12 protein-coding genes and 2 pseudogenes are annotated in these 24728 nt (G+C 58.6%); 4 read left to right on the top strand and 10 right to left on the bottom strand.

Annotated elements, in window-relative coordinates:
* Positions 1-5: 5 nt before the first annotated feature.
* The 3 genes and pseudogenes from BLT55_RS21995 to BLT55_RS21975 all read right to left on the bottom strand — a co-directional run.
* A pseudogene (locus tag BLT55_RS21995) lies at positions 6-824 on the bottom strand (hemagglutinin repeat-containing protein); the annotation flags it as partial.
* A gap of 360 nt (positions 825-1184) precedes the next feature.
* Entirely contained in the window at positions 1185-1709 is a 525-nt protein-coding gene (locus BLT55_RS21985) for a hypothetical protein (protein WP_054998695.1), read from the bottom strand.
* A gap of 479 nt (positions 1710-2188) precedes the next feature.
* Positions 2189-3853, bottom strand: a pseudogene (locus BLT55_RS21975) (hemagglutinin repeat-containing protein); the annotation flags it as partial.
* 196 nt (positions 3854-4049) lie between these two features.
* Between BLT55_RS21975 and BLT55_RS21970 the strand changes: the two are divergent.
* Both BLT55_RS21970 and BLT55_RS21965 read left to right on the top strand, forming a co-directional pair.
* Complete coding sequence (locus tag BLT55_RS21970; RefSeq protein WP_007247761.1) at positions 4050-5027, top strand: IS5 family transposase; 978 nt, start codon at positions 4050-4052, stop codon at positions 5025-5027.
* A gap of 235 nt (positions 5028-5262) precedes the next feature.
* Positions 5263-6240: an IS5 family transposase gene (locus BLT55_RS21965; RefSeq protein WP_007247761.1), complete on the top strand. Its 978-nt coding sequence runs from the start codon at positions 5263-5265 to the stop codon at positions 6238-6240.
* A 268-nt stretch (positions 6241-6508) separates the two neighbouring features.
* On the opposite strand, the gene cdiI is transcribed toward BLT55_RS21965, so the two are convergent.
* From cdiI to glyQ, 7 genes are all read right to left on the bottom strand, one after another.
* The gene (cdiI, locus tag BLT55_RS21960; RefSeq protein ID WP_139206430.1) at positions 6509-6889 is read right to left on the bottom strand and encodes a ribonuclease toxin immunity protein CdiI; all 381 of its coding nucleotides are present in this window, start codon (positions 6887-6889) and stop codon (positions 6509-6511) included.
* Position 6890: 1 nt separating this feature from the next.
* Positions 6891-16598: a hemagglutinin repeat-containing protein gene (locus tag BLT55_RS31125; RefSeq protein WP_083379504.1), complete on the bottom strand. Its 9708-nt coding sequence runs from the start codon at positions 16596-16598 to the stop codon at positions 6891-6893.
* Between the two features lie 39 nt (positions 16599-16637).
* Positions 16638-18290, bottom strand: a complete 1653-nt coding sequence (locus tag BLT55_RS21915; protein ID WP_074801477.1) for a ShlB/FhaC/HecB family hemolysin secretion/activation protein — start codon at positions 18288-18290, stop codon at positions 16638-16640.
* Between the two features lie 427 nt (positions 18291-18717).
* Entirely contained in the window at positions 18718-19488 is a 771-nt protein-coding gene (locus BLT55_RS21910) for a lysophospholipid acyltransferase family protein (RefSeq protein WP_055002013.1), read from the bottom strand.
* Between the two features lie 57 nt (positions 19489-19545).
* The gene (gene gmhB, locus BLT55_RS21905; protein WP_162235002.1) at positions 19546-20100 is read right to left on the bottom strand and encodes a D-glycero-beta-D-manno-heptose 1,7-bisphosphate 7-phosphatase; all 555 of its coding nucleotides are present in this window, start codon (positions 20098-20100) and stop codon (positions 19546-19548) included.
* Positions 20101-20110: 10 nt separating this feature from the next.
* Complete coding sequence (glyS, locus tag BLT55_RS21900; RefSeq protein ID WP_055002014.1) at positions 20111-22165, bottom strand: glycine--tRNA ligase subunit beta; 2055 nt, start codon at positions 22163-22165, stop codon at positions 20111-20113.
* The gene (gene glyQ / locus BLT55_RS21895; protein WP_055002015.1) at positions 22162-23109 is read right to left on the bottom strand and encodes a glycine--tRNA ligase subunit alpha; all 948 of its coding nucleotides are present in this window, start codon (positions 23107-23109) and stop codon (positions 22162-22164) included. The genes glyS and glyQ overlap by 4 nt, the downstream gene beginning before the upstream one ends.
* 79 nt (positions 23110-23188) lie before the next feature.
* Between glyQ and BLT55_RS21890 the strand changes: the two genes are divergently transcribed.
* Together BLT55_RS21890 and BLT55_RS21885 are read left to right on the top strand one after the other, a co-directional pair.
* Positions 23189-23740 carry a DNA-3-methyladenine glycosylase I gene (locus BLT55_RS21890; RefSeq protein WP_055002016.1) on the top strand — a complete coding sequence of 184 codons (552 nt, stop codon included), beginning with the start codon at positions 23189-23191 and terminating at the stop codon, positions 23738-23740.
* Positions 23741-23777: 37 nt separating this feature from the next.
* Positions 23778-24665, top strand: a complete 888-nt coding sequence (locus BLT55_RS21885; RefSeq protein ID WP_007252376.1) for a lysophospholipid acyltransferase — start codon at positions 23778-23780, stop codon at positions 24663-24665.
* Positions 24666-24728: the final 63 nt, after the last annotated feature.

The raw sequence follows: 24728 nt of genomic DNA, 5'->3' as shown, positions 1-24728 counted from the left end.
GGATGTGCCTGCGCCTGTGTACCGATCAGGTTGAGGTCGTTGCGGGCTTGCAGGTTGATGTCGCGCCCGGCTTGCAGGGCGGTGACGGTGGAAGACTCCTGACTCTGGTCACCGCTGGCGATGCCGTTGCTGCCGCCGATGCCGAGCTTGAAGCCGCCGCTGGTGCCGCCGTGGATGCCTCCCCAGCTTTGACGCTCGCGGGTTTCCTGGCTGTAGCGGCCTCTGGCGGCATCGAGGGTGACGTCCTGGCCTGTGACGTTGATGTCGCGGCCGGCCTGAAGCTGGCCACCGGTGACCTGCACGGCGTTGTTCGCCGACAGGTTCACGTCGTTGCCAGCGCTGAGGGTCGAGGCGCGGTTGGTTTCTTCGATGACCTGCTGGCTGGTGCTCTGCTTGCTATTGCCCAGCTTGGCGTCAGCCGTGGGGCCTGACAGAAACTGCGAAACCCCGTCCACTGCCCTGAGCGTGCTCGACCCCTTGCTGACCGCGTCGTCGCCTTTGCCTGCGCCACTCACGGCATCCCGGGTGCTGCCGTAGTTGTGGTTGACGCTCAGGCTGAGGCCGTTGCGCGAGCTTTCGCGCTGCTGTTCGATCAGTTGCGACTCACGCGCCGCATCGATCCTGATGTTGCGCCCGGCCTTCAGGTCGACATTGTTGGCGGCTTCCAGGTCGGAGCCGACCTGATTGATGTCGCGCCTGGCATCGACCGCCAGGTTTTCACCGGCGCGGATCTGGCTGGCGGCAGCGGTCTGTTGTTCGAGGCGGTTTTTCTCTTTAGTGCGATCAACGCCTGCGAAGAACGTCACGCCGTTGGCGTTGGAGGAAAATCAGACTTGGGTTTTAGTAAATTACTTTTTCCTTCGACCCAACTAAGAGTATTTAACTATTCTGGAAAACATGAAGTAGAAACCGAATGAAAGCCATTCCAAAATATCGATAACCTTCCGCGGCTAGAGAATTTAAGAACACCATTCATCGCTTGAAAAACCCTTTCTGAATCAACAGTCCCTTGAAATTTTTCATATCGATCATCTGAAATTATCAGCCACTCAATCGGATTCGGTATCGCACCGAATTTTAATTTATTACCAAACTTATAAAGTATTGATGGCATTTAACTTATCTATGGTTGCAATGTCATATCTGCAGATTTGCTCTTCTTACTTTGTCCTCTTTTGTTAAAGCTACGGCTGCCAAAATGTCAGGCAAACTCCATATTCATCGAGAAGATCATCAGAAATTTCAAACTGAAACACCTTCTCTGGAAAGCAGTCTGATAACGCGCGCTTCCAATACTTAGTAATCTGCTGGGCAAATAAATGGCAAAGACGATAATCTTCTTCCGATAGGCCAACCTTGAATATAGGTCGGCTCGACGCATCTTCCCACTTTGAAAAAAACTGGTTTATTGAAAAAATGTTTTTATATCGTTCAACGTCTTTGCGTGATGCACTTTGTTTCAATATGCCAGCGTCGGTCTCGACCAGTCCTTTCAAATTAACTTCTTGCGCTTTGTATTGTTGAGCGTTAGGGAGCCAAAAGACGTGACCATCAAGCTCGACAAAGTCAGGAGAAAGTAAACCTAGAACAGAAATCGCTTGCTCCAATGAAACTAAGTGTCCTACATATGAAAAAAACTCTCCGGAGCCGATATCCGAAACAAACAGATTTAACGACTCTTTAGAAATACTACCCTCATAAACTTTCATCAATTCAATCCTAAGCTATCAAGAACCGACTGAGGAACATTTCCCTCAAAAGCTTTCGTATCATTTCCCTTCTTGGGGAAATATGTTCCATTCGGGGCTTGGTTCCATTCGACCACCTTAATTCGAGAGCTAGACACATCGTACAGTGCACGCCCCTCAGGACCATAGACAACAACATGCCCATTCCCAAGATTTGCATAAGAATTTGGTGTTTGCCCTTGTAAAGGATACTGAACTCCACCACGCGTTCCCGTGACCGTCACATTTGTTTCCTTGAGGCCCTCTGTAAAGTCTAGATCAATAGTGTTACCGGCAGAGTCCGCAATGAACCTTGGCCTATTAAGAGCGTTAGGGAGACGCTGATTTATTCTAAAACCCAGCTGTTGCCCCCAGATAAATCAAGGCCTCCAGAGCGTTGCAGGGACGAAAAATCGAATAAATCAGCGCCTCCTTAGGGAAGGTCTGAAAAAGCCTTTTCTTCAAAAGTCGAAGCCAGTAAATACAGGCGCTCCAGCCCGGTTCCTCTCCAAAAAAATGGGCTTTTTCAGAGGATACTTAGCAGGTCCTTCCTGTCCAGCATGGATATCAGTGCTGATCCCGTCTAGAGCATCATTAATCTGATCCTCGCCATCGCCATTGACACCCTCCTGATTCATCACCCCAGGCGCCGGAAGCGTCTCGACAGGCCTTGAGTAGTCCGTCGGCGTCTGATCAGCGATCTCGCTCCCACCTGTAGAATTGGGAGTCGCAGGCGTCGTCCCGGCAGCATACCCATCACTGGACGGGTTGGCACGCTCAGCTTCGACAATCGGGGTTACCAGTCTGGAGTTATCGTCGCCGAGCAGATGAATCGGGAAGCCTGTGATAAACAGGGACTTCCATATCCTGATAGAAATCGCGGCCTGCATGTCGACAGATTCGCCTGACTGGGCTACCGCTTTCGCAACCGCGTTAGCTGCTTCCCTCAATCGCTCCTGACCTTCAGGCGTTGCCGTTGTGGTAGTCAAGGCGGCAGCTAGCGCAACGGCAACCCCTGCCCCCAGTGCTATCGGTACAAAATTTGATCTGCCGTCGTTGGGTCTGTTCAGAGAAGCCAGCAGCCCCAGCGTTCTTAACGCTTCGTTAGCATTATCTTCACCCAGTTCGGTGATACGTGCGACGAGTGGCTCTATGTCCGTTTGAGCCGTGTTGCGGAGCACGGTCCTGATGCCTTCCGATCGTTTGCTTGCATCCAGACTGGCAAGTTGCTGTCTCAACTCAGTGACTGCGATCTGCTTTCGCGCAGGTAGCGTGCCTTTACCTGTCGCGACGTCCTGAGGAAGTTGCGCAGCTATCACAAGCACGTCGATCAGCTTTTCTATAGTGTTGCGACTGTTCTCTCCGTAGAGCGCCGCACTCCGTTGCCACTGCTCAAGGGCCTGTTTTGGATTGGCAGCCGCCTCCACCGAACTCTTGGTCACATACAAGTCAGTCCGATGCTCATCATCGCGGGTGATCTCGTACGCTTTATCCACATCGCGGTTCAGCCCGGCAGTCGAGTCTTTACCCGCTGCCGCATCGCCGCGCACCACCACGTCCCCAGCCCCAACCGTGCCGCGCACGACCTGCTGACGATCCTTCTCGTAGTTCCAGCCCTCCACACTCCAGCCGTTCTGGCCCTGTTTGCCTTTGCTGACCTGGCTCGGGTCCTGAACGGCGCCGCTGCTGTTGCCGTAGGAGCCGCCGACGTTGAGGTAGTAGCCGTGTTCCTTGTCTTTACCGGCGATGTCGCTGAAGCCCAGCGTATTAGTGTCGAGCTTGAGGTTGCCGGTGTCGGAGGCGATGAGTGCGCCGTCGAGTTGGGTGTGGTTCTGCGTGCGGATGTCGACCTGATCTTTGCCGGTAATGCTGGTTTGTTGCTCGATCCAGTTGGTCGAGCCATTGGTGCGGCCATAGCCCGCCGAGCCGCTGACACTGCCGCCGAAGCCGATGACCACGGTGGCGCTGAGGTCGTATTCCTTGCCTTCGACCTTGCCGGTGTTGGCGTAGATGCCGATACCGCCCGGCCCCACTGCGATGCCGGCTTCGCCGCCGCCGTTCTTGCGGGTGTTGTCGGTTATGCAGTTGTTCTGGGCGGCTTTGATGTTGAGGGTTTTGTCTGCGGAACAAGATCTAATTCGCGTCAAATAATCAAGCCGACAACAGCGTAGGATGTTCGCAACTGCCGAATAACCAAGATTTTGGGGCCGCCAAAGTATAAAAATTACAGACTTAGGGAGGCGCTGCAAAAATAGCCAACTGTCCCCACCCTTGGCACACTAAGTTCCTTCAACAGCCTCCCTCTCCGTGAGCGTTACGCGCGTGCAGAAGACCTTCTCCGAACTCGAATATACCGGCAAGAAAAAGCAGACTCGCCGAGATCGCTTCCTGGCTGACCTTGAACAGTTGGTGCCCTGGGCCCTGCTGGAGGCGCAAGTGGCGCCGTTTTATAGCAACACCGCAGGCAAGCGCGGACGCCCTGCGATAGGGGTGTCGCGCATGTTGCGCATGTACGTCGTGCAGCAGTGTTTCGGTTTCTCCGATGAAGGTTGCGAAGATGCCGTCTACGACAGCCAGGCCATCCGCGGTTTTATGGGTATCGACCTGGGTCGCGAGTCTGCACCGGATGCCACCACCTTGCTGCGTTTTCGCCGCTTGCTGGAAGTCCATCAGCTAACCCGGCTGCTGTTTGAAACGATTAACCAGCATCTGGCCAGCCGGGGGCTGCTGCTCAAGGAAGGCACTATCGTCGACGCTACTCTGATCGCCGCGCCGCCCTCGGTCAAGAACCGAGAAGGCAAGCGTGATCCTGAGATGCATCAGGCCAGGAAAGGCAATCAATGGCACTTTGGGATGAAGGCCCACATTGGTGTAGACGCCACGTCGGGGCTGGTGCACAGCGTAGTAGGGACGGCCGCTAACGTGGCGGATGTCACCCAGGTTGGCCAGTTGCTTCACGGTGACGAAACCTATGTTTCGGGTGACGCTGGATACACCGGTGCGGCCAAGCGACCGGAGCATGCTGAACGGGACGTTATCTGGTCGATTGCAGAACGGCCAAGCAGTTACAAGCAGCACGGCGAAGGCAGCGTGCTGTATCGGGTCAAGCGCAAAATTGAATATGCCAAGGCGCAACTGCGTGCCAAGGTCGAGCACCCCTTCCAGGTAATCAAGGTGCGCTTCAATCATCGCAAGGTTCGCTACCGTGGGCTGGAAAAGAATACAGCGCAGTTGTTCAGTTTGTTTGGGTTGGCCAATCTGATGCTGGCCAAGCGGTATTTACAACAGACGGCAGGATAAATCCGTCTGAAAGGCGGGACTGGCCCGCCTTTCAGCAAAATGAGGGCAGAAATCTGCTCGAGAAACGTAAAATAAGGCCGGCAGGTTGAAAAAAACCGGCTTGGAAATGGGGACGGTGCGAACGGGTTAATTGTTCAGCGTCTCCTTAGGGAGGCGCTGCAAAAATAGCCAACTGTCCCCACCCTTGGCACACTAAGTTCCTTCAACAGCCTCCCTCTCCGTGAGCGTTACGCGCGTGCAGAAGACCTTCTCCGAACTCGAATATACCGGCAAGAAAAAGCAGACTCGCCGAGATCGCTTCCTGGCTGACCTTGAACAGTTGGTGCCCTGGGCCCTGCTGGAGGCGCAAGTGGCGCCGTTTTATAGCAACACCGCAGGCAAGCGCGGACGCCCTGCGATAGGGGTGTCGCGCATGTTGCGCATGTACGTCGTGCAGCAGTGTTTCGGTTTCTCCGATGAAGGTTGCGAAGATGCCGTCTACGACAGCCAGGCCATCCGCGGTTTTATGGGTATCGACCTGGGTCGCGAGTCTGCACCGGATGCCACCACCTTGCTGCGTTTTCGCCGCTTGCTGGAAGTCCATCAGCTAACCCGGCTGCTGTTTGAAACGATTAACCAGCATCTGGCCAGCCGGGGGCTGCTGCTCAAGGAAGGCACTATCGTCGACGCTACTCTGATCGCCGCGCCGCCCTCGGTCAAGAACCGAGAAGGCAAGCGTGATCCTGAGATGCATCAGGCCAGGAAAGGCAATCAATGGCACTTTGGGATGAAGGCCCACATTGGTGTAGACGCCACGTCGGGGCTGGTGCACAGCGTAGTAGGGACGGCCGCTAACGTGGCGGATGTCACCCAGGTTGGCCAGTTGCTTCACGGTGACGAAACCTATGTTTCGGGTGACGCTGGATACACCGGTGCGGCCAAGCGACCGGAGCATGCTGAACGGGACGTTATCTGGTCGATTGCAGAACGGCCAAGCAGTTACAAGCAGCACGGCGAAGGCAGCGTGCTGTATCGGGTCAAGCGCAAAATTGAATATGCCAAGGCGCAACTGCGTGCCAAGGTCGAGCACCCCTTCCAGGTAATCAAGGTGCGCTTCAATCATCGCAAGGTTCGCTACCGTGGGCTGGAAAAGAATACAGCGCAGTTGTTCAGTTTGTTTGGGTTGGCCAATCTGATGCTGGCCAAGCGGTATTTACAACAGACGGCAGGATAAATCCGTCTGAAAGGCGGGACTGGCCCGCCTTTCAGCAAAATGAGGGCAGAAATCTGCTCGAGAAACGTAAAATAAGGTCGGCAGGTTGAAAAAAACCGGCTTGGAAATGGGGACGGTGCGAACGGGTTAATTGTTCAGCGTCTCCTTAGTCGCCAGTAATATATAAGGTTTTATTATTAAAGAGCTAGCTAGTAAATTGCTTTATTAAAGTTAAGGTATTGCAAGATTGAAACCGTATTTCGATGCGAGGTGAGCATAAACTAAAAGCTTAAATAGGAAGCTTGGCGAGTAAGTCATTTATCTTTGACATATCTTCCGGATGATGCTGAAGGTACTTTTCACACGCTAACCTAGTGAGGTTATAACCATCCACTTCAGAAACAATAACTTCCCCATCAAACACACCGAACATCAAGCCTTCAAATCTCAATTCATCGCTTGAGCTTTCCAAGTCAGGAAAATGAAAATAGGTTTCGTCAAAACAGAAACCAACACCTTCAGCCATCAAGGACAGTCCATACAAAAATTTTTGACTCATATAGATGGAGTTAAAGAATTCCTTAACGATACTAAACTTATCTTTTTCAGGGTCAATAGTCTCGAAGAGATACTCAGATTTAAGATTTTCACTAGAAAAATCAATAGACATTTTAATTGGCCTCCGGGAAAAAGTTTCTTACCGTTTTACCGTCTAGGTAAACTCTAAATTTCACACCGCCTGCAGTTGCCGTGTACTCTCTTACTCCCTGTGAGACTGCTGAGTTGTAGCCACTTGCGGCAGCCTGCTGACCAAGGTCTAACATTTGGGAGTCAGTAAAAACCTTAGGATCGTAAACAGTTTTAGTAAATATCTCCGACTTATAGCCAATCACATTTCCGGCTCGGTCATATGCTGGTATTTGATATTTTATTTCAGAAATTCCATTTACTGCCCCTGGAATCTGATCAACGACCTTGGCACCGTTCTGAGTTACAGCTTGGGAAAAAGCTTCAAGATTGTGAGTGCCACTTATCCCTTTTTTCTGAGTCAGCCCATCAAAGCTACTCAAGTGATTTTTTATATCTGGATTGACGCTCATTCCCTCTGGGAAATTAGCGAATCCTTTCCCCCCAGCAATATCCGCCTCAGCCTTCACCAACTGGGCCAGATTACCCCCAGCCTTGGGCTTGAGTCCACCTCCAGGCATCTCGAAGTAAAACACGCCATCGGGCCCCACAACCTCAACGTTGCCTGTCCGTGTATTGATCACACGTCGGTAGCCGTCAGGCAAATTGCCAGTCTTGTTGAAGGCGGAGTTGGCCGAGCTGTCTTCGCGGTAATACGACGGGAGCTTGGCCCGTTCCGGTGTCTTGATGGGGCTGGATGCTTTGTTCCAGTCAGGATCAACGCCTACTTTGACTAGGTCATCTGGCCTGCTCGCGCCGACACTCGATCCGTTTCCGGCTGTATTTTTTATCAGTCTTGCGCCTGCAACACCCGCCGTAACGCCTGCGGTGCCGAGGGCGATGTTGATCAGCGTGGTCGCGCCTCGTACGTAGACATCCCCTTTCTGATCATTCGCATTAAGGCCATACAGTTCTTTCAGCTTGTCATCGCTGCTTACCAGATCATCCCGATCCTTGCCGCTCAGTTCGCTCGCTACTGTTTTGGCCATGGAGTCCTTGGCCGCAGCGATTTGCTCACCAAACAGTTTGTCGAGCACGACGTTACCGGCCATTCCCAAGGCCATTTTTGCCGGCCCCATGACCGCCTGAACGCCTAACCCAAGAAGCGCAGCTTGCTCTGTAGGCAGCTGGTCCATATAGCTCTGCAGGCGCTCGGCCTGGTCCAGTAACTTTCCTCCCGGAGTATTCGAGCTGACATCCTGTAGTCGTGCGACTCTGTTTACGCCATCCTTGTCTTGATAATGCAGGTACTTGATGTTGCCAGCCGACGCGTCAGCGCCAGAACCACAGTTGCCGGTCGAATCGCAGGCTACTTGCTGTGCATTGAACTCTGAAAAACGGCTTTTAAAACTCTGGATGACAGCGACATCGTTCTGAGACAGGTTTTTAATATCGTCAGTATTCCTACCGTTTTGTACGAAAGTTTTCGTCAGGTTAAGCGCAAGCTCGTCACCGTATTGTTTTCTGACATCGTCCGGAACATCTTCTAGCGATACGTTCTGCGCTTGGATATTGTTCCAGATCTGCTCGGCGGCCGACACGGGTCCGCTGACAAGGACGTTCGTAGCATTCAACAGGTCAATGGACCTGCCCGGGTAATTCTTTATGTCGTTTTTCCAGGCTTCTACAGTTCCGGAAGGATCAGAAACCGCCTCCAACGAACTCTTCGTCACATACAAATCAGTCCGATGCTCATCATCGCGCGTGATCTCGTACGCTTTATCCACATCGCGATTCAGCCCGGCAGTCGAGTCCTTGCCCGTCGCTGCATCGCCACGCACCACCACGTCCCCAGCCCCAACCGTACCGCGCACGACCTGCTGACGGTCCTTCTCGTAGTTCCAGCCCTCCACACTCCAGCCGTTCTGGCCTTGTTTACCTTTGCTGACCTGGCTCGGGTCCTGAACGGCGCCGCTGCTGTTGCCGTAGGAGCCGCCGACGTTGAGGTAGTAGCCGTGTTCTTTGTCCTTACCGGCGATGTCGCTGAAGCCGAGGGTATAGGTGTCGAGCTTGAGGTTGCCGGTATCTGAGGCGATGAGTGCGCCGTCGAGTTGGGTGTGGTTCTGCGTGCGGATGTCGACCTGGTCTTTGCCGGTGATGCTGGTCTGTTGCTCGATCCAGTTGGTCGAGCCGTTGGTGCGGCCATAGCCCGCCGAGCCGCTGACACTGCCGCCGAAGCCGACGACCACGGTGGCGCTGAGGTCGTATTCCTTGCCTTCGACCTTGCCGGTGTTGGCGAGTGAGGTGACGTTGAGGTCGCGGCCTACGCGCCCGACCACGTCGTTGCCACGCAGGGTGGCGCCGCCGATGTTGGTGTCCTGGCCGCTGGTGAAGCCCAAGCGGTTGCCCGCGTACAGATAGGCTTCCTGTTGCTGCAAGCCTTCGCGTTCCAGGTCGCCCTTGCCGATGTTGACGCTGGCGTAGACGCCGATACCGCCCGGCCCTACCGCGATGCCGGCTTCGCCGCCGCCGTTTTTGCGGGTGTTGTCGGTGCTGCTGTTGTTCTGGGCGGCGCGGATATTGAGGTTATTGCCGGCGCGCAGGTCGATGTTGCGCTGTGCCTGCGCCTGGGTGCCGATCAGGTTGAGGTCGTTGCGGGCTTGCAGGTTGATGTCGCGCCCGGCTTGCAGGGCGGTGACGGTGGAAGACTCCTGACTCTGGTCACCGCTGGCGATGCCGTTGCTGCCGCCGATGCCGAGCTTGAAGCCGCCGCTGGTGCCGCCGTGGATGCCACCCCAGCTTTGACGCTCGCGGGTTTCCTGGCTGTAGCGGCCTCTGGCGGCATCGAGGGTGAAGTCCTGGCCTGTGACGTTGATGTCGCGGCCGGCCTGAAGCTGGCCACCGGTGACCTGCACGGCGTTGTTCGCCGACAGGTTCACGTCGTTGCCAGCGCTGAGGGTCGAGGCGCGGTTGGTTTCTTCGATGACCTGCTGGCTGGTGCTCTGCTTGCTGTTGCCCAGCTTGGCGTCAGCCGTGGGGCCTGACAGGAACTGCGAAACCCCGTCCACTGCCCTGAGCGTGCTCGACCCCTTGCTGACCGCGTCGTCGCCTTTGCCTGCGCCACTCACGGCATCCCGGGTGCTGCCGTAGTTGTGGTTGACGCTCAGGCTGAGGCCGTTGCGCGAGCTTTCGCGCTGCTGTTCGATCAGTTGCGACTCGCGCGCCGCATCGATTTTGATGTTGCGCCCGGCCTTCAGGTCGACATTGTTGGCGGCTTCCAGGTCGGAGCCGACCTGATTGATGTCGCGCCTGGCATCGACCGCCAGGTTTTCACCGGCGCGGATCTGGCTGGCGGCAGCGGTCTGTTGTTCGAGGCGGTTTTTCTCTTTAGTGCGATCAACGCCTGCGAAGAACGTCACGCCGTTGGCGTTGGAGGACACACCGATGCCGGTCTGCCGGTTCTTTTCCCAATCCTGATTGGAGGTGCTGTTCTGCGCGGCCAGCACATTGACGTCCTGACCGGCGCTCATGCGCACGTTGCCGCCTGCGTTGATGCTGCTGCCGATGACATTGATGTCGCGCTCGGCTTGCAGATCGGCATCGCGCACGGCTTTGACCTGGCTGCCGACGCTGGTGCTGCTCTGTGCGACGCGGCCGGCTTCCTTGGCCGACGAGATGGAGAGGAAACCGCCAGACACTGACAGGCCGGTTTTCTTCTTGTACTCCTCGCTGCGGCTGTAGGCCTGGTCGTTGGCCGAGACCAGATTGATATCACCGGTCTTGTCCAGCAGACCGGCTCTGACGTCCACGTCATTGCCCGCGCCGATTTCACTGGCGCGCAGCCGCACGTCCTTGCCGGACGCAAGCACCACATCGTCGCCAGCGTTCAGCTCGCTGCCGACCTGCGTGGCGCTGGTCTTCAGCTGGCTTTTTCCGCTTTTCGACAGGCCGAGGAAACCGGACTTGGTCTTCTTGCTGTACGCCCCGTGTTCTTCGACGCCCGAGAGCACCGCCACATCGTTGGTGGCGCCCAGTACCAGGTCGTTGCCTGCCGACAGCTTGCTGCCGATCACACTGACGTCACGACCGCCATTGATGTTGACGCTGCCGTCGGCGGCCTTGCTGGCATTGACGGTGAGGTCCTGACCGGCGTTGACCTCGGAGGCCATGTTGGTGCTGTCGTAGCTCTCCTGCTGTTTGCTGCTGCTGCGTCCGAACGAGCTTTTGCTCTTTTTCGAGTAGAAGTACGAGTTCTCGTCCTTGGCCGACGCGATGGTCATGTCCTGCGCGGCATCCAGCCCAACGTTTCCGCCTGCCGTGACCCGGCTGGCGACGATGTCGAGGTTTTGCCCGGCCTCTGCCGAGAGGTTACCGCCCGCGTTGAGGTCGCTGGCCTGCTGATTGACCGTGCGGGTTTCCAGTTTGGTTTTTTTGCTTCGCGAGATGTACTCGCTTTGGTTGGCTGCCGACTCCAGCGCAATGTTGCCAGCAGAGCGCAAGGCCATATCCCGTCCGGCGTCCACACGACTGGCGGTGACACCTACATCACGACCCGCCTGCACGGCAACGTCCTGGCCGGCGTTTACGCTGGCGCCCAGTTGGGTGGTGCTGGTGCGTACGTGATTCGGTCCGTCGGTGCGGCCTTGCTGGAGCTGTGCCGCGTTGATCGCGACGTCGCGGTCAGCCAGCAGGGTCACGTCGCGCCCGGCCTGCAATACGCCGCTGTTGTTGACGTCGCGCCCGGCGCTGACGGTCAGGTCATTGGCGGCCTCGACGCGGGCGGCGTTGTTGGCGAAGTCTCTGCGCCACGTGGAGTTGCCGACCGCGCTCTGGTGGCGGGTAACGCTACGCTCGTTGCTCACGTCGCCATTCACGGAACTGAGGGTCACGTCACGACCGGCGACAACGCCTCCCGCGCGGTTGATCAGGTCGTTACCGGAACTCAGGTTCAGACGCTCATTGGTCTGGATCAGGCCTTCGTTGATGAGGCTGTTGCCAGCGCGGGCGTTGAGGGTGCTGGTCGCTCTGAGCGTGCCAACGTTGGTCAGGTTGTTGCCCGCAATCAGCGACAGGTCGCCGCCCTGGATCAGCGCGCCGTTGTTGGCCAGTCGATTGTTGGCCTGGGCCAGGTAAAGCACCGGCACCAGCACGTGTTCGCCGCGCACGACCTGATCTTCCATCCAGACGATGTCGTGGGTCAGGGCCGCGACCTGCTCGCCGGTCAGCGCCACGCCAACGCTGAGGTCCAGCGTGCTTTTGCTGGCGATGGCGTTGTCCATCAGGTACTTGTACATGGCTTCGTCGCTGGTCAGACCGTCGATGAAGCGTTGCCCGGTACGCGCGATGACCGCTTGCTGAATCAGGCGCTGCTCGTAATAACCATCGCCCAGGCGTTTCCAGGCGGCGTCGGGGTTGTAGCCGACGGTGTCGAGCAAATAGCTGGAGCTCAAGAACTGCCGCAGGTCGGTCAGCGCCGGGTTGGTCTCGATCAGATAAGGATGGGGCTGGGGGGCCGTGGCAGCGCTCAGCAGTTGCGCGCCGCTGCCGGGCAGGCTCGCACTGTTTTGCGTGTCGCTCAGGCGGAACAGGCCGTTCTGCCCGGTCGGCAGGCTGAAGCCTGGCAGCGCCGTCGGGTTGACCTGCTGCTGCGCAAGGTCGGGCGGCAATTGGCGATTGAGCGTCACGACCGTCGCATAGTCGGTGCCCGGCGCTGTGGTGTCCGTGCGTGTGCCGCCGCTGACGTAAGTGAAGCCGCCGCGCACGACACTGTTGTCGAAGTTGTTGCCTGCGGTAATGCTGACCGGGCCGCCGGCCTGGATGATGGCGGCGTAGGTCGTGGCATCGGAGGCGAGCTGGCGGTTGGTTTCAAGCTCTGGGACGTCACGCTCAGTGATCGCGATGAAGTTACTCATCGCGGCTTGCAAGCCACCCAGGTTATTCGGGTCGTAGCGGGGGCTGTCCTGCGAATAGCGCAGGTTGAACAGCCTGGCGTCTTCATCCCAACGGTCATCGTCGCGGGTACGGCGGGAGACGAAGATGCGGTCGTTCTCGGTCTGGCCGGTGACCACGCCCACATTGTTGAAGTTGTTGAACGTAGCGGTCAACGCCCCGCCGCTGGCCAGCGAGCTGCTGCTGTTGAGGAAGTCGCCACCGGCCAGTGTCATGTTGCCACCAGCGGTGATGCTCGAGGCGGCGCTGGCGGCAGTCACTTCCAGCTTTTCCAGTTGCTGGATCTTCCAGACGTGGTGCTCCTTGCCGCCGTCGCAATCCAGATTGCCGGTGCCCGGAGTGGAGCAGGACAGTTCGTCGATGCGAGCGCTGTAGATGCCGGAGTCCTTGACCGACAGCACGTCACGAATGTTCTGAACCGTGTTGGCGGCCAGCAGCATGCTGCCGTCGCTGGTCAGCGTGGCAGAGCGGTTGACGATGCTGTTGGCGAACGCGCCTGCGGCATCGCGGCTGATCTGCAGATTGCCCATGCTGTACACATCGGCGTACTGGTTGGTGAAATCATTGACCAGCAGCGAGGTATTGCCGCCGCTGAAGATCAGCGCGTTCTGGTTCAGCAGTGTCGGGGTGCTGACGGACAGATTGCCGCCCGCGCCCAGGGTGCCGAAGTTGTTGAGGGTGCCCGCGTTCACTTGCAGGTCGGTGTTGCCCGTTATGCGCCCGCTGTTGTTGAGGATGCCATCGATATCGATGACACCGGCAGCGCCGCTGGCCAGCCGCGCGTTGGCGTCGGTCAGGTTGAGTTGCGCGGCCTTCAGCGTCGAAGCGCCCAGGCTGGTCATGCTGCCTGCGCCGTTGTAGGCACCGGTCAGGCGCACGTCCAGCGTACCGTCGCTGGCGATGCGCCCGTCGTTGGTCCAGTTGCCACCGCGCCCGATGAAGCTGTTGGCTGCCAGTAACTGCCCGCCGCCGAGCTGGGTGAAGCTGCCGATGTTCAGGTCCAGGTTGGCCGCTTGCAGCGTGGTGCTGTTGGTCCAGCTGTCGCCGGTCAGGGCCAGGGTGCCATTGGTGGAAATGCTGCCGCCTGCGTTTTGCAGCAGGGCCAGGCTCAGGCCCAGAGCGCCTTGGCCGACGTGCAGAATGGAGCCGTCGGTATTGACCAGGCTGCCGAGGGCGAATTGCAGATTGCTGCTCGCGCTTTCCAGCGTGCCACGGCTGTTGTCCAGCGCGCCGCTCAGGCTCAGTGCGGTGGAACCACCGCTGCCCAGCGCGCGCAGTTGTCCTTGCGTGTTGTCCAGGCTGGCTGCCTTGAGCAGCAGGCTGTTGTCACTTTCGATAATGCCCTGACGGTTGTTCAATGCGCCGGACAGGTCGAAATCGATATCGCGACCTGCCACCTGGCCGCCTTGGTCACCGCTGTTATCGAAGCTGTCGCCGCGCACTTGCACCAGGCCAGTGGCCGACAAGGCGCCGTTACGGTTATCGAAGGTCGACGCCTGAATCAGTGCGTCGCCTTGTTGGGCGGCGATGCTGCCGCCGTTGTTATCGATGCCACCACGGGCGGTCAGCAGCAGGCGCTGGCCCTGGATGACACCGCCTTTGGCGTTTGAAAGGCCATTGCGCAGCACGCCGGCAAGGTCGGTATTCACGTTTCCGGCCAGACTGGCCAGCACACCCGCGCTGTTGTCGACGCTGGCACCGGTGATCGACAGGTCACCCGACTGCGCGATGAGGCTGCCACCCACGTTGCTGGCGGCGCCATTGCCGGTCGCCAACGTCAGTGTGTTAGCGCTTTGCACGATGCCGCCGTCGTTGTTCAGCGCGCCAGCGTTCAGCCCGAGCGTGCCGGTGCGGCTGTCGATCAGCCCGTTGTTGCCGTTCAGCACGTCGCCACTGGACGTGATCGAGACTGCGCTGCCGGCAAGCGTGCCGTTGTTGCTGTTATCTAGGGTATTGGCAAACAGGGTCATCAGGCCCTGACTGGTCAGCCGACCATTGTTGTTGGTCACTGTGCCGCCGCGCCGCAGCAGTAGATCCGCACCGCTGACAATCGTGCCATTGCTGTTGTTCAGCGCGCCCGGCAGGTCAAGGGTCATGCCTGAAGTGCTGACCACGGTGCCGTTGGTATTGGTGAAGGCGCCATTCAGGGCGAGTGTCATGTCGGTGTTGCTGACCAGCGTGCCTGCGCTGTTGTCGAAGCGGTCGCCGGTCAGGGTCACGCCCTGCCAGCCGGAAATCAGGCCACCAAGGTTGTTGAGTACGGTGGTGTTCAGCGTCAGTGCCGCGCCGCTGGTGATCCGGCTGGTCGCGCTGTTGTCGAGCTGTGCCGAATTGATGTTCAGGGCCTGAGCAGCGCTCAGCGTGCCGCCGTTGTTGTTCAGACGTGCGCTGCTTACAGTCAGCGCGCCGTCAGTCACCAGTTGCCCGGCGGAGTTGTCCAGGCTTTCGCTGGCGGTGACGAGTTGCTCACCGGCGCTGGAGAGCTGGCCGTTGCTGTTGTCGAGGCGCGCCGCGCTTGCCGTCAGCGTGCCTTCCGAAACGATCTTCCCGGCGCGGTTATCCAGCGTTTCGCTGACGATGGCGCTGAGTGTGCTGCTGGCGGCCAGGGTGCCCTGATTGACGATGTTGCGGGCACGCAGGCTCAAGGTGCCCGTGCTGTTGCGTGTGTTGTCGGCGTTGATCCCGGATTCGATGACGCCGGTGTTGCTCAGTTGCGCGGCATCAATATTCACCGCCTGAGCGGCTACCAGATCGCTGCTGTTGGTCAGTGTGCCTGACGCATTGAGCGTCAGCTGTGAACCGGCGTAGGCCGGACCGGTGACGGTGATATCGCGAGCCTTGGCAACGATGTTGCCGCTGGCTGCGGTCTGATTCATGGTCAGCTTGCCGTTGGCATCAATATTGATATCGCCACCGCTGGCCGCCAGGTCTCCGGCAAGCCGAACGCCGACGCCCGCCTCAGTGCCAACCAGCCGCACCGCCCCGGCGTACATCCCGCCCAGCGCCGAGGAGTCGATCGCCAGCTCGGGTTTGGCGCTGCCGTCGTCTGGCAGCGGTGTGGCATTGAGCGTCTGCGCATCGACGTCGTTGCGGCCGGCGATGATGTTCAGGCGTTTGGCATGCAGCTCGGCGTTGATTTTCGCGCTGCGGGTGATGATGTCGAACTGATCGACGTTGTCCGCATTCAGGCCTACGCCATCAATGGACACGCTGCCGCCCTGCACGTTGAAGCGATTCAACTGACCATTGGCGTCCAGCACCGGCTTGCCGGTGGTCAACGTGACTTGCGGAGTGTTGATAAAGCCGCAGCCGTTGCAACTGATGCCATAGGGGTTGGCCACGATCACCCGCGCCGACTGCCCCGCGACTTCCGTGTAACCGCTGAGCTGGCTGGCGTTGGCTCCGGTCACTTCGTTGAGAATCGTTCGGGCGGCAGTGCCTCCAAGATTCTTGTTGCCCACGATAATGCCGCCCAGTTGGGTGTTCTGGGTGGCATTGGTCGCGTTGTTGAGAATCACGCCTTTGCTGTCGACGTTGTACTGCTGGTACTGGTTATGCGACAGCCCGGCACCGTTGGGCGCGGCGATGTTGATCACCGGCACGCCATTGCCAGCCTGGCCTACCGAGGTGTTGGTGGTGCCGCTGACCGCGATGCCTTCGGCTTGCACCAGCAGCGGCTGCCAGAACAGTGCGTTGGCGAGGATCAGCGCGATGCCGCGTTTGGGGATACCCCAGAAACGTGGGCGTTCGGTCAGCGCAGCAGAAGGCTGACGTGCCAGCAGAGCCAGTTGATGAACGTCCATGTGAGTAACCTCGGGGCAGTGTTATCAGGAGCGGCGTTGTTAAAGGAAAAAGTCCACGCGGAAATAGATCGGCGCTTCGCGCTCGATGACGTCGGGACGTTCCAGAGAGTGAGCAAAGGTGACAGACGCGGCGACGTGCTGGCCGCGGGTAAACAGCTCGAACGAGTTGCTGGACAGCCGCCCGTGTTCCTGACCGTTGTAACGGTCATTGCTGATCACGCCCTGATCGTAACCCGCCGCAGCGCCGTACTCGACGAACACTGGCCGCAACCAGTCGAGGGTTACCGGGCGGGTCAGGCGTATTTCGTTGCGCCAGTAGCCGCCGCTGTCGCCGGACAGAAACTCATCTTTGTAGCCGCGCACCGACGACGATCCGCCGAGGCTCAGGCGTTGCGGGCTGAACAGCACGTCTTCACTGCGCTGTCCGGTGGCCAGGCTGGTGAACGCCAGGTTCTCGCCCCACAGCTGAAACGGGTGCAGGTAGCTGATGGTGCCGGTGTATTTGCGGTAACGCGCATCAGCTTCGCCCGGCCCCGGATCGTGATTGCCTTGCGCGTCCAGCAAACCGATGCCCTGCTGCATGCCCAGGTCGATGTTGACGAACGCCGAGCCGACCCGTCGGCCATGGTTGATGCCGAATTGTGCTTCGGTGATGCGATTGCTGCTCACGCCGATCTTGCTGTTGTCGAGATAGTTGTTGGTGCGCAGGTACGCCAGACCGGCGTTGAGCGAGGTCTTGCTGACCGAGTCACGGTGAATGACGCGTTCGGCACGGAACTGATGGTTCTGGCTGTCGCCATCCTGCTTGAACTTGAAGCCGTCAGCCTGGGTTTGCGAGCGGTATTCACTTTCGCTGTACAGGTAGCTGAAGGTCCACCAGCCCCACGGCAAGCTGTACGACAGCAGGCCGTTGTGCGACCCCTGTTGATGGTCGCTGACGGCGTCATGCCCGCCGCGCAGGCTCAATTGGTCGGCAAGGCCCAGCGGGCTGTCCCAGTCCAGGCCGACGTTCCACTGCTGCTCGCCGGTACTGCGCTGGCCTTCGTTGTTGCGTGACAGGCTGGCGCGCCAGGGTTTTTGCGGAGCATTCTTGACCAGTACGTCACTGCCACCTACGGCCTGGCCTGGGGTCAGCTCCATTTGCGCCTGATTGGAAGGCAAACGGTTGAGCTGGTCTACCATCTGCTCGATTTCGCGCAGGTTGACCACGTGCCCTTCCTGTCCGGGAAAGGTCATGGCCAGTTCGCGATCCGACAGACCGCTGTCAGCGTCACTGCGCAGTTTTTCCAGCTTGCCCTCGATGACCAGCACTTGTAGGTCGCCTTTGGACAGATCCTGCTGCGGCAGATAGGCACGAGTGGTCACCAGACCTTTCTCGATGTAATGGTCGGTAATGGCCTTGAGCAGTTCGTTGAGCTGGGCCACGCCGAGGCATTTGCCCTGAAACGGTGTGATCAGCGCATCACGTTCAGCGGGCGACAGTGCGTCAGCGCCTTTGAGTTCGATGCGGTTGATCGTGAAGCAGCGGGTGTCGGCCGGGGCGACAGGCGCTGTTGGCGTGGTCTGTTTGCCGGGCAGGTCCTTGAGCTCTTCCAGGCGGCGGCGTTGCTCTTCGAGCAAACGGTCCTGGCGATCACGTATGAGGTCCTGTTCACCGGGGGTCGCGGCCTGAACAGGCGTCAACGCTTCCATGGCCAACAATAACGCGCACAGACTCAGCCATGTCCTTTTGGAGGCAAGCATAAATATTCCATTAAAAGCGCTGGAGGCGAGAGTTACGCCTACTCGGGGTTGGTCGATACGACAGTCAACGTCATGCCGGATAGCGGCTAAGTGACATCAGGTGTAACCATCGTGAAACAGACCACACACATGTAAGAAAATTCCTACTTGAGGAAAATTCTTCCCGGCCCGCCAGTTTTTTTTCTGGAATGAACGACGCAACGGTTAATCGCGCGCCACTAAAAAACCGACCTCGAAAAGGTCGGTTTTTGTACATCACTAAAACTTATGCACGTTTTCGACGTGCTAAGCACGTTGAGAAATAAGCTGCACAATTAGGCACTTATAACGGTTTTACAATGCTTTTCCAAAAACCGTGCACAGGTTATCCACAAAATCACGCCGGGACTTTTTCTGCAGTGGTTGCAGGCGTGACCGGCGTGCCCATCGCGCGTTGCGTGTCTTCGTTCCAGGTCTGAACACGGTCGTTCAAGGCAGCAATAGCGCGGGGGCCGGTGCCTTCGGCATACATCGGCTCGCCAATCACCACCTGGATGGTGCCGGGTCTCTTCGCCCAGCCATCTCGAGGCCAGTATTTGCCGGCGTTGTGAGCGACCGGCAGGACTGGCAGATCAGCGTTGACCGCCAGTGCTGTGCCGCCGCGCGAGAATTTGCCGACCTGGCCGTAAGGCACGCGTGTGCCTTCCGGGAAGATCAGCACCCAGACACCGTCCTTGAGCAGTTCGTCGCCCTTCTTGGCGATTTCCCTCAAGGCCGCTTTCGGGTTTTCACGATCGATGGCGATCGGGCGCAGCATGGCCATGGCCCAGCCGAAGAACGGCACGTACAGCAACTCACGCTTGAGGACCTGGCTCAACGGCTCGAAATACGCCGAGAGAAAGAAGGTTTCCCACGTGCTCTGGTGGTTGGAGATGATCACGCAGGGCGTTTTCGGGACGTTTTCTGCACCGGCCACTTCAACCTTGATGTTCAGGAACACCCGGGTCAGCCAGAGTGCGCAGCGGCACCAGTAGACGTTGATGAAGCGATAGCGGGCTTTGAACGGCAGAAAAGGCGCGATGAAAAAGCTCAATGTGCACCACAGCAGCGAGCTGGTGCCCAGCAACAGGTAAAAGAAGAAAGTCCTGATTGCCTGCATGATCGACATAGTTACGTTTACCGTACGGGCAGGTGCCCGCTCCTGGAGCGTTCCGAACCTGATGGGTCAGCTGTTCAGTGAAGCGCTGTTGTGGATAAGTTCTGCGGCAACCGCCGCCAGATCGTCAAAAATCAGTGTGCCGTCAGGCACGTCTCCGTCCATCGTCCTGCGGCCTTTGCCGGTCAACACCAACACAGGCTGGGAATCGACGGCCAACGCGGCCTGCAGGTCACCTTTGCTGTCGCCTACGAACCATAGACCCTTGAGCTCGGCCGCGTAGTGACGAGCGATGGTTCGCAGCATGCCGGGTCTGGGTTTGCGGCAGTCACAGCCTTCATCCGGCCCGTGCGGGCAATAGACGATCAAACCCACCTCGCCGCCCTGCTCCGCCACCAGTTCGCGCAAACGCGCATGCATGGCGTCCAGAGTGGCCAGGTCGTAATAACCTCGGGCAATACCGGACTGGTTGGTAGCAACCGCCACCGTCCAGCCGGCCTTGCTCAGGTCTGCGATAGCCTCGATCGAGCCGGGAATGGGCAGCCATTCCTCCACCGACTTTATATAAGCGTCGGAGTCGTGATTGATCACGCCGTCCCGATCCAGTATCAGCAGTTTCACCATCGAACCCTTGTCAGCCCAGCAGCGAGATATCGGCAACGCCGAGGAACAGGCCGCGCAGACGCGACAACAAGGCATAACGGTTGGCGCGCACGTTGGCGTCTTCCGCGTTGACCATTACCGCTTCGAAGAACGCATCGACCGGCTCACGCAACATCGCCAGACGCGCCAGCGATTCGCTGTACTGACGCTCGGCAGCCATTGGCTGAATCGCATGGTCAGCCTGCTGAATCGCCGAGTACAGCGAGAACTCGTTGGCGTTGTCGAAATACTTGGGCTCGACGGTCTGGGCAATGCTGCCCTCGGCCTTGCTCAAGAGGTTCGATACACGCTTGTTCACTGCGGCCAGTGCAGCGGCCTGTGGCAGTTTGCGGAACGCCTGAACCGCCTGAACACGCTGATCGAAATCCAGCGCCGAAGCAGGTTGCAGGGCACGCACGGAGAGGTAGGTCGCCACATCGACACCTTCGTCTTCGTAGCGCGCACGCAGACGGTCGAAGATGAAATCGAGCACCTGCTCCGCCAGACCGGCTGGCTTGATCTTCGTACCAAACTGCGTGACCGCGAACTTCACGGTCTCGACGAGGTTCAGATCGAGTTTTTTCTCGATCAGGATACGCAAGATGCCCAGCGCCGCACGGCGCAAGGCATACGGGTCTTTGCTGCCGGTGGGCAGCATGCCGATACCGAAGATGCCGACCAGCGTGTCGAGCTTGTCGGCAATGGCCACCGCAGCGCCGGTCAGCGTGGTCGGCAGTTCGGCGCCTGCGCCGCGTGGCATGTACTGCTCGTTGAGCGCCAGCGCGACATCTTCTGCCTCGCCATCGGCCTTGGCGTAGTAATAACCGGCGATACCCTGCATCTCCGGGAACTCGCCGACCATTTCACTCGACAGGTCGCACTTGGACAACAGACCTGCGCGCGCCGCACGCTGGGCGTCGCCGCCGATGCGCGGGGCGATGTAGGCGGCAAGCTTCGATACACGCTCGGCCTTGTCGAACACGCTGCCCAGTTGGGCCTGAAACACGACGTTCTTCAAGCGATCGTTGAAGGTTTCCAGCTTCTGCTTCTTGTCCTGCTTGAAGAAGAACTCGGCATCGGTCAGGCGCGGACGAACCACTTTCTCGTTACCGGCGATGATCTGAGCCGGGTCCTTGCTTTCGATGTTGGCGACCGTGATGAAACGCGGCAGCAGCTTGCCATCGACATCCAGCAGGCAGAAATACTTCTGGTTGTCCTGCATGGTGGTAATCAGGGCTTCTTGCGGCACTTCGAGGAAACGCTCTTCGAACGAGCACACCAGCGGCACTGGCCACTCGACCAGACCGGCGACTTCATCCAGCAGGCTTGGCGGCACGATGGCTGTGCCTTCCTGTTGGGTGGCCAACTCTTCGACGCGCTTGCTGATGATCTGCCGACGTTCGTTGAAGTCGGCCAGCACATAGGCCGCGCGCAGGTCGCTGAGGTAACCGGCAGGCGAGGAAATACGCACGTCTTCCGGATGGTGGAAACGGTGGCCGCGAGAGTGACGACCGGCGCTCTGGGCGAGGATCGTGCAATCGACGACCTGATCACCGAACAGCATGACCAGCCATTGGGTTGGTCGCACGAACTCTTCCTTGCGAGCACCCCAGCGCATGCGCTTGGCAATCGGCAGGTCGTTCAGCGAGTCTTCGACGATGGTCGGCAGCAGCGACAGGGTCGGCTTGCCGAGGATGGTCTGGCTGTAACGCAGTTTCGGACCGCTTTGATCGATCTCGCTCAAGTCGACGCCGCACTTCTTGGCGAAGCCCAGTGCCGCCTGAGTCGGATTGCCGTCGGCGTCAAACGCGGCCTGACGCGGCGGGCCGTCGAGGTTGACGCTGCGGTCCGGTTGTTGCGTGGACAGTTCGGTAATCAGCACAGCCAGACGACGCGGTGCGGCGTAGACCTGTTTGGCGCTGTAGGTCAGACCTGCGCCCTGCAAGCCCTTTTCAATACCGGCCAGAAAGGCGTCGGCCAGGGAAACGAGGGTCTTGGGTGGCAGTTCTTCGGTGCCCAGTTCGACCAGAAAATCTTGAGCACTCATTGCGCTGCCTCCAGCTTGGCCAATACTTCATCGCGTAGATCGGGCGGCGCCATCGGGAAGCCGAGACGGGCCCGGGCTTGCAGGTAGGCCTGAGCCACCGAACGGGCCAGCGTGCGCACGCGCAGGATGTATTGCTGACGCGCAGTCACGGAAATCGCGCGACGGGCATCCAGCAGGTTGAAGGTGTGCGAGGCCTTGAGAACCATTTCGTATCCCGGCAACGGCAATTCCAGCTCGATCAGGCGCGCGGCTTCGCTTTCGTAGAAATCGAACAGTTCGAACAGTTTGTCGACGTTGGCGTGTTCGAAGTTGTAGGTCGACTGCTCCACCTCGTTCTGGTGGAACACATCGCCGTAGCTCACTTTGCCGAACGGGCCGTCAGCCCAGACCAGATCGTAGACCGAGTCCACGCCCTGCTGGTACATCGCCAGACGCTCGAGGCCGTAAGTGATTTCGCCCGTGACCGGGTAGCACTCCAGGCCGCCGACCTGCTGGAAGTAGGTGAACTGCGAGACTTCCATGCCGTTGAGCCAGATTTCCCAGCCTAGACCCCAGGCGCCCAGAGTAGGCGATTCCCAGTTGTCTTCGACAAAACGCACGTCATGCACCAGCGGATCGAGGCCGATGTGCTTGAGCGAGCCCAGGTACAGTTCCTGGAAGTTGTCCGGGTTCGGCTTGAGAATTACCTGAAACTGGTAGTAATGCTGCAGGCGGTTCGGATTCTCGCCGTAACGGCCGTCAGTCGGGCGACGGCTTGGCTGTACGTAAGCGGCATTCCAGGTTTCCGGGCCTACGGCGCGCAGAAACGTGGCAGTGTGGAACGTGCCGGCGCCTACTTCCATATCGTAGGGCTGAAGTACCACGCAACCTTGTTCTGCCCAGTATTGCTGGAGGGCGAGGATCAAGTCTTGGAAGGTACGCACGGCTGGCGTAGGCTGGCTCACAAATTTCACCTGTGCTGGGCTGCGATTCAAAGAGCGGGAGTATACCCGATTCGGCCGCACGTCCACTCTTGGGAGCCCTATGACACGCTGCTTTTGGTGCAACGAAGACCCCCTGTACATCGCTTATCACGATCAGGAGTGGGGAGTGCCGCTGCGCGATGCGCAGATGCTCTTCGAGTTGCTTTTGCTCGAAGGGTTCCAGGCGGGGCTGTCGTGGATCACGATTCTCAAGCGTCGGGCGCGTTACCGCGAGGTGCTGCATGGCTTCGACGTCGAGCGGCTGGCGCAATTGAGCGACGCCGAAATCGAAGCGTTGATGCTTGATCCGACGATCATCCGCAATCGTCTCAAGCTCAAGGCCGTGCGTACCAATGCACGGGCCTGGCTGGCGCTGGAAGACCCGGTCGGCCTGCTCTGGTCATTTGTCGGCGGGCAGCCAAAGATCAATCATTTCAAGGAGCGCAGCGAAGTGCCGGCCATTACCCCTGAAGCCGAGGCGATGAGCAAGGCGCTGAAAAAAGCCGGTTTCACGTTTGTCGGCCCGACCATCTGTTATGCCTACATGCAGGCCAGCGGCATGGTCATGGACCACACAGTCGATTGTGATCGGTACGCGATCCTGAGCCGCTGACGTTACACTACCCGCCTCGAGAATCTGGGAGTCATCTGTGGATAAGTTCAAAGGCGCCGTCATGGTCGGCGCACTGCGATTGTTTGCCCTGCTGCCTTGGCGAGCCGTGCAGTGGGTTGGCACGGCCATCGGCTGGTTGATGTGGAAGCTGCCCAACCGCTCGCGCGAAGTGGCACGGATCAATCTGTCCAAGTGTTTTCCGGAGCTGAGCGAGCCCGAGCTGGAAAAGCTCGTTGGCCGCAGCCTGATGGACATCGGCAAGACGCTCACCGAAAGCGCCTGCGCATGGATCTGGCCTGCACAGAAATCGATCAATCTGGTGCGTGAAGTCGAAGGGCTCGATGTGCTCAAGGACGCGCTGGCGTCTGGCAAGGGCGTGGTCGGGATTACCAGCCACCTGGGCAACTGGGAAGTGCTCAATCATTTCTATTGCAGCCAGTGCAAGCCGATCATCTTCTATCGTCCGCCCAAGTTGAAGGCGGTGGATGACCTGCTACGCAAGCAGCGCGTGCAACTGGGCAACCGGGTGGCGGCGTCGACCAAGGAAGGCATTCTCAGCGTCATCAAGGAAGTGCGCAAAGGCGGCTCGGTGGGTATTCCGGCCGATCCGGAGCCGGCAGAATCAGCCGGTATCTTCGTGCCGTTCTGCGGCACTCAGGCGCTGACCAGCAAGTTCGTGCCGAACATGCTCGCCGGTGGCAAGGCAGTCGGCGTGTTCCTGCACGCCATGCGCCTGCCGGATGGCTCGGGCTACAAGGTTGTGCTGGAGGCGGCTCCCGAAGCGATGTACAGCACCGACGCCGAAACGTCGGCAGCGGCGATGAGCAAAGTGGTCGAGAAATACGTGCGGGCCTACCCGAGCCAGTACATGTGGACCATGAAACGCTTCAAGAAGCGCCCGGCGGGTGAGGCGCGCTGGTATTAGAAAAAATCGGACGCGGAGCGTCCAGAACGGCATGCGACGCGGAGCGCCGCACGATAGTTGAGT

Source organism: Pseudomonas cannabina (assembly GCF_900100365.1).
GTDB classification, from domain to species: Bacteria; Pseudomonadota; Gammaproteobacteria; order Pseudomonadales; family Pseudomonadaceae; genus Aquipseudomonas; species Aquipseudomonas cannabina.
The sequence above is the reverse complement of the archived record's forward strand: the minus strand, read 5'-3'. Positions and strand labels throughout refer to the sequence as shown.

Excerpts from the sequence above, each read along its gene's own strand:
- BLT55_RS21985 (WP_054998695.1), bottom strand. The coding sequence starts at position 1,709 with ATGAAAGTTTATGAGGGTAGTATTTCTAAAGAGTCGTTAAATCTGTTT.
- BLT55_RS21890 (WP_055002016.1), top strand. The coding sequence starts at position 23,189 with ATGACACGCTGCTTTTGGTGCAACGAAGACCCCCTGTACATCGCTTAT.
- gmhB (WP_162235002.1), bottom strand. The coding sequence starts at position 20,100 with ATGGTGAAACTGCTGATACTGGATCGGGACGGCGTGATCAATCACGAC.
- cdiI (WP_139206430.1), bottom strand. The coding sequence starts at position 6,889 with ATGTCTATTGATTTTTCTAGTGAAAATCTTAAATCTGAGTATCTCTTC.
- BLT55_RS31125 (WP_083379504.1), bottom strand. The coding sequence starts at position 16,598 with ATGGACGTTCATCAACTGGCTCTGCTGGCACGTCAGCCTTCTGCTGCG.
- BLT55_RS21915 (WP_074801477.1), bottom strand. The coding sequence starts at position 18,290 with ATGGAAGCGTTGACGCCTGTTCAGGCCGCGACCCCCGGTGAACAGGAC.
- BLT55_RS21910 (WP_055002013.1), bottom strand. The coding sequence starts at position 19,488 with ATGTCGATCATGCAGGCAATCAGGACTTTCTTCTTTTACCTGTTGCTG.
- glyS (WP_055002014.1), bottom strand. The coding sequence starts at position 22,165 with ATGAGTGCTCAAGATTTTCTGGTCGAACTGGGCACCGAAGAACTGCCA.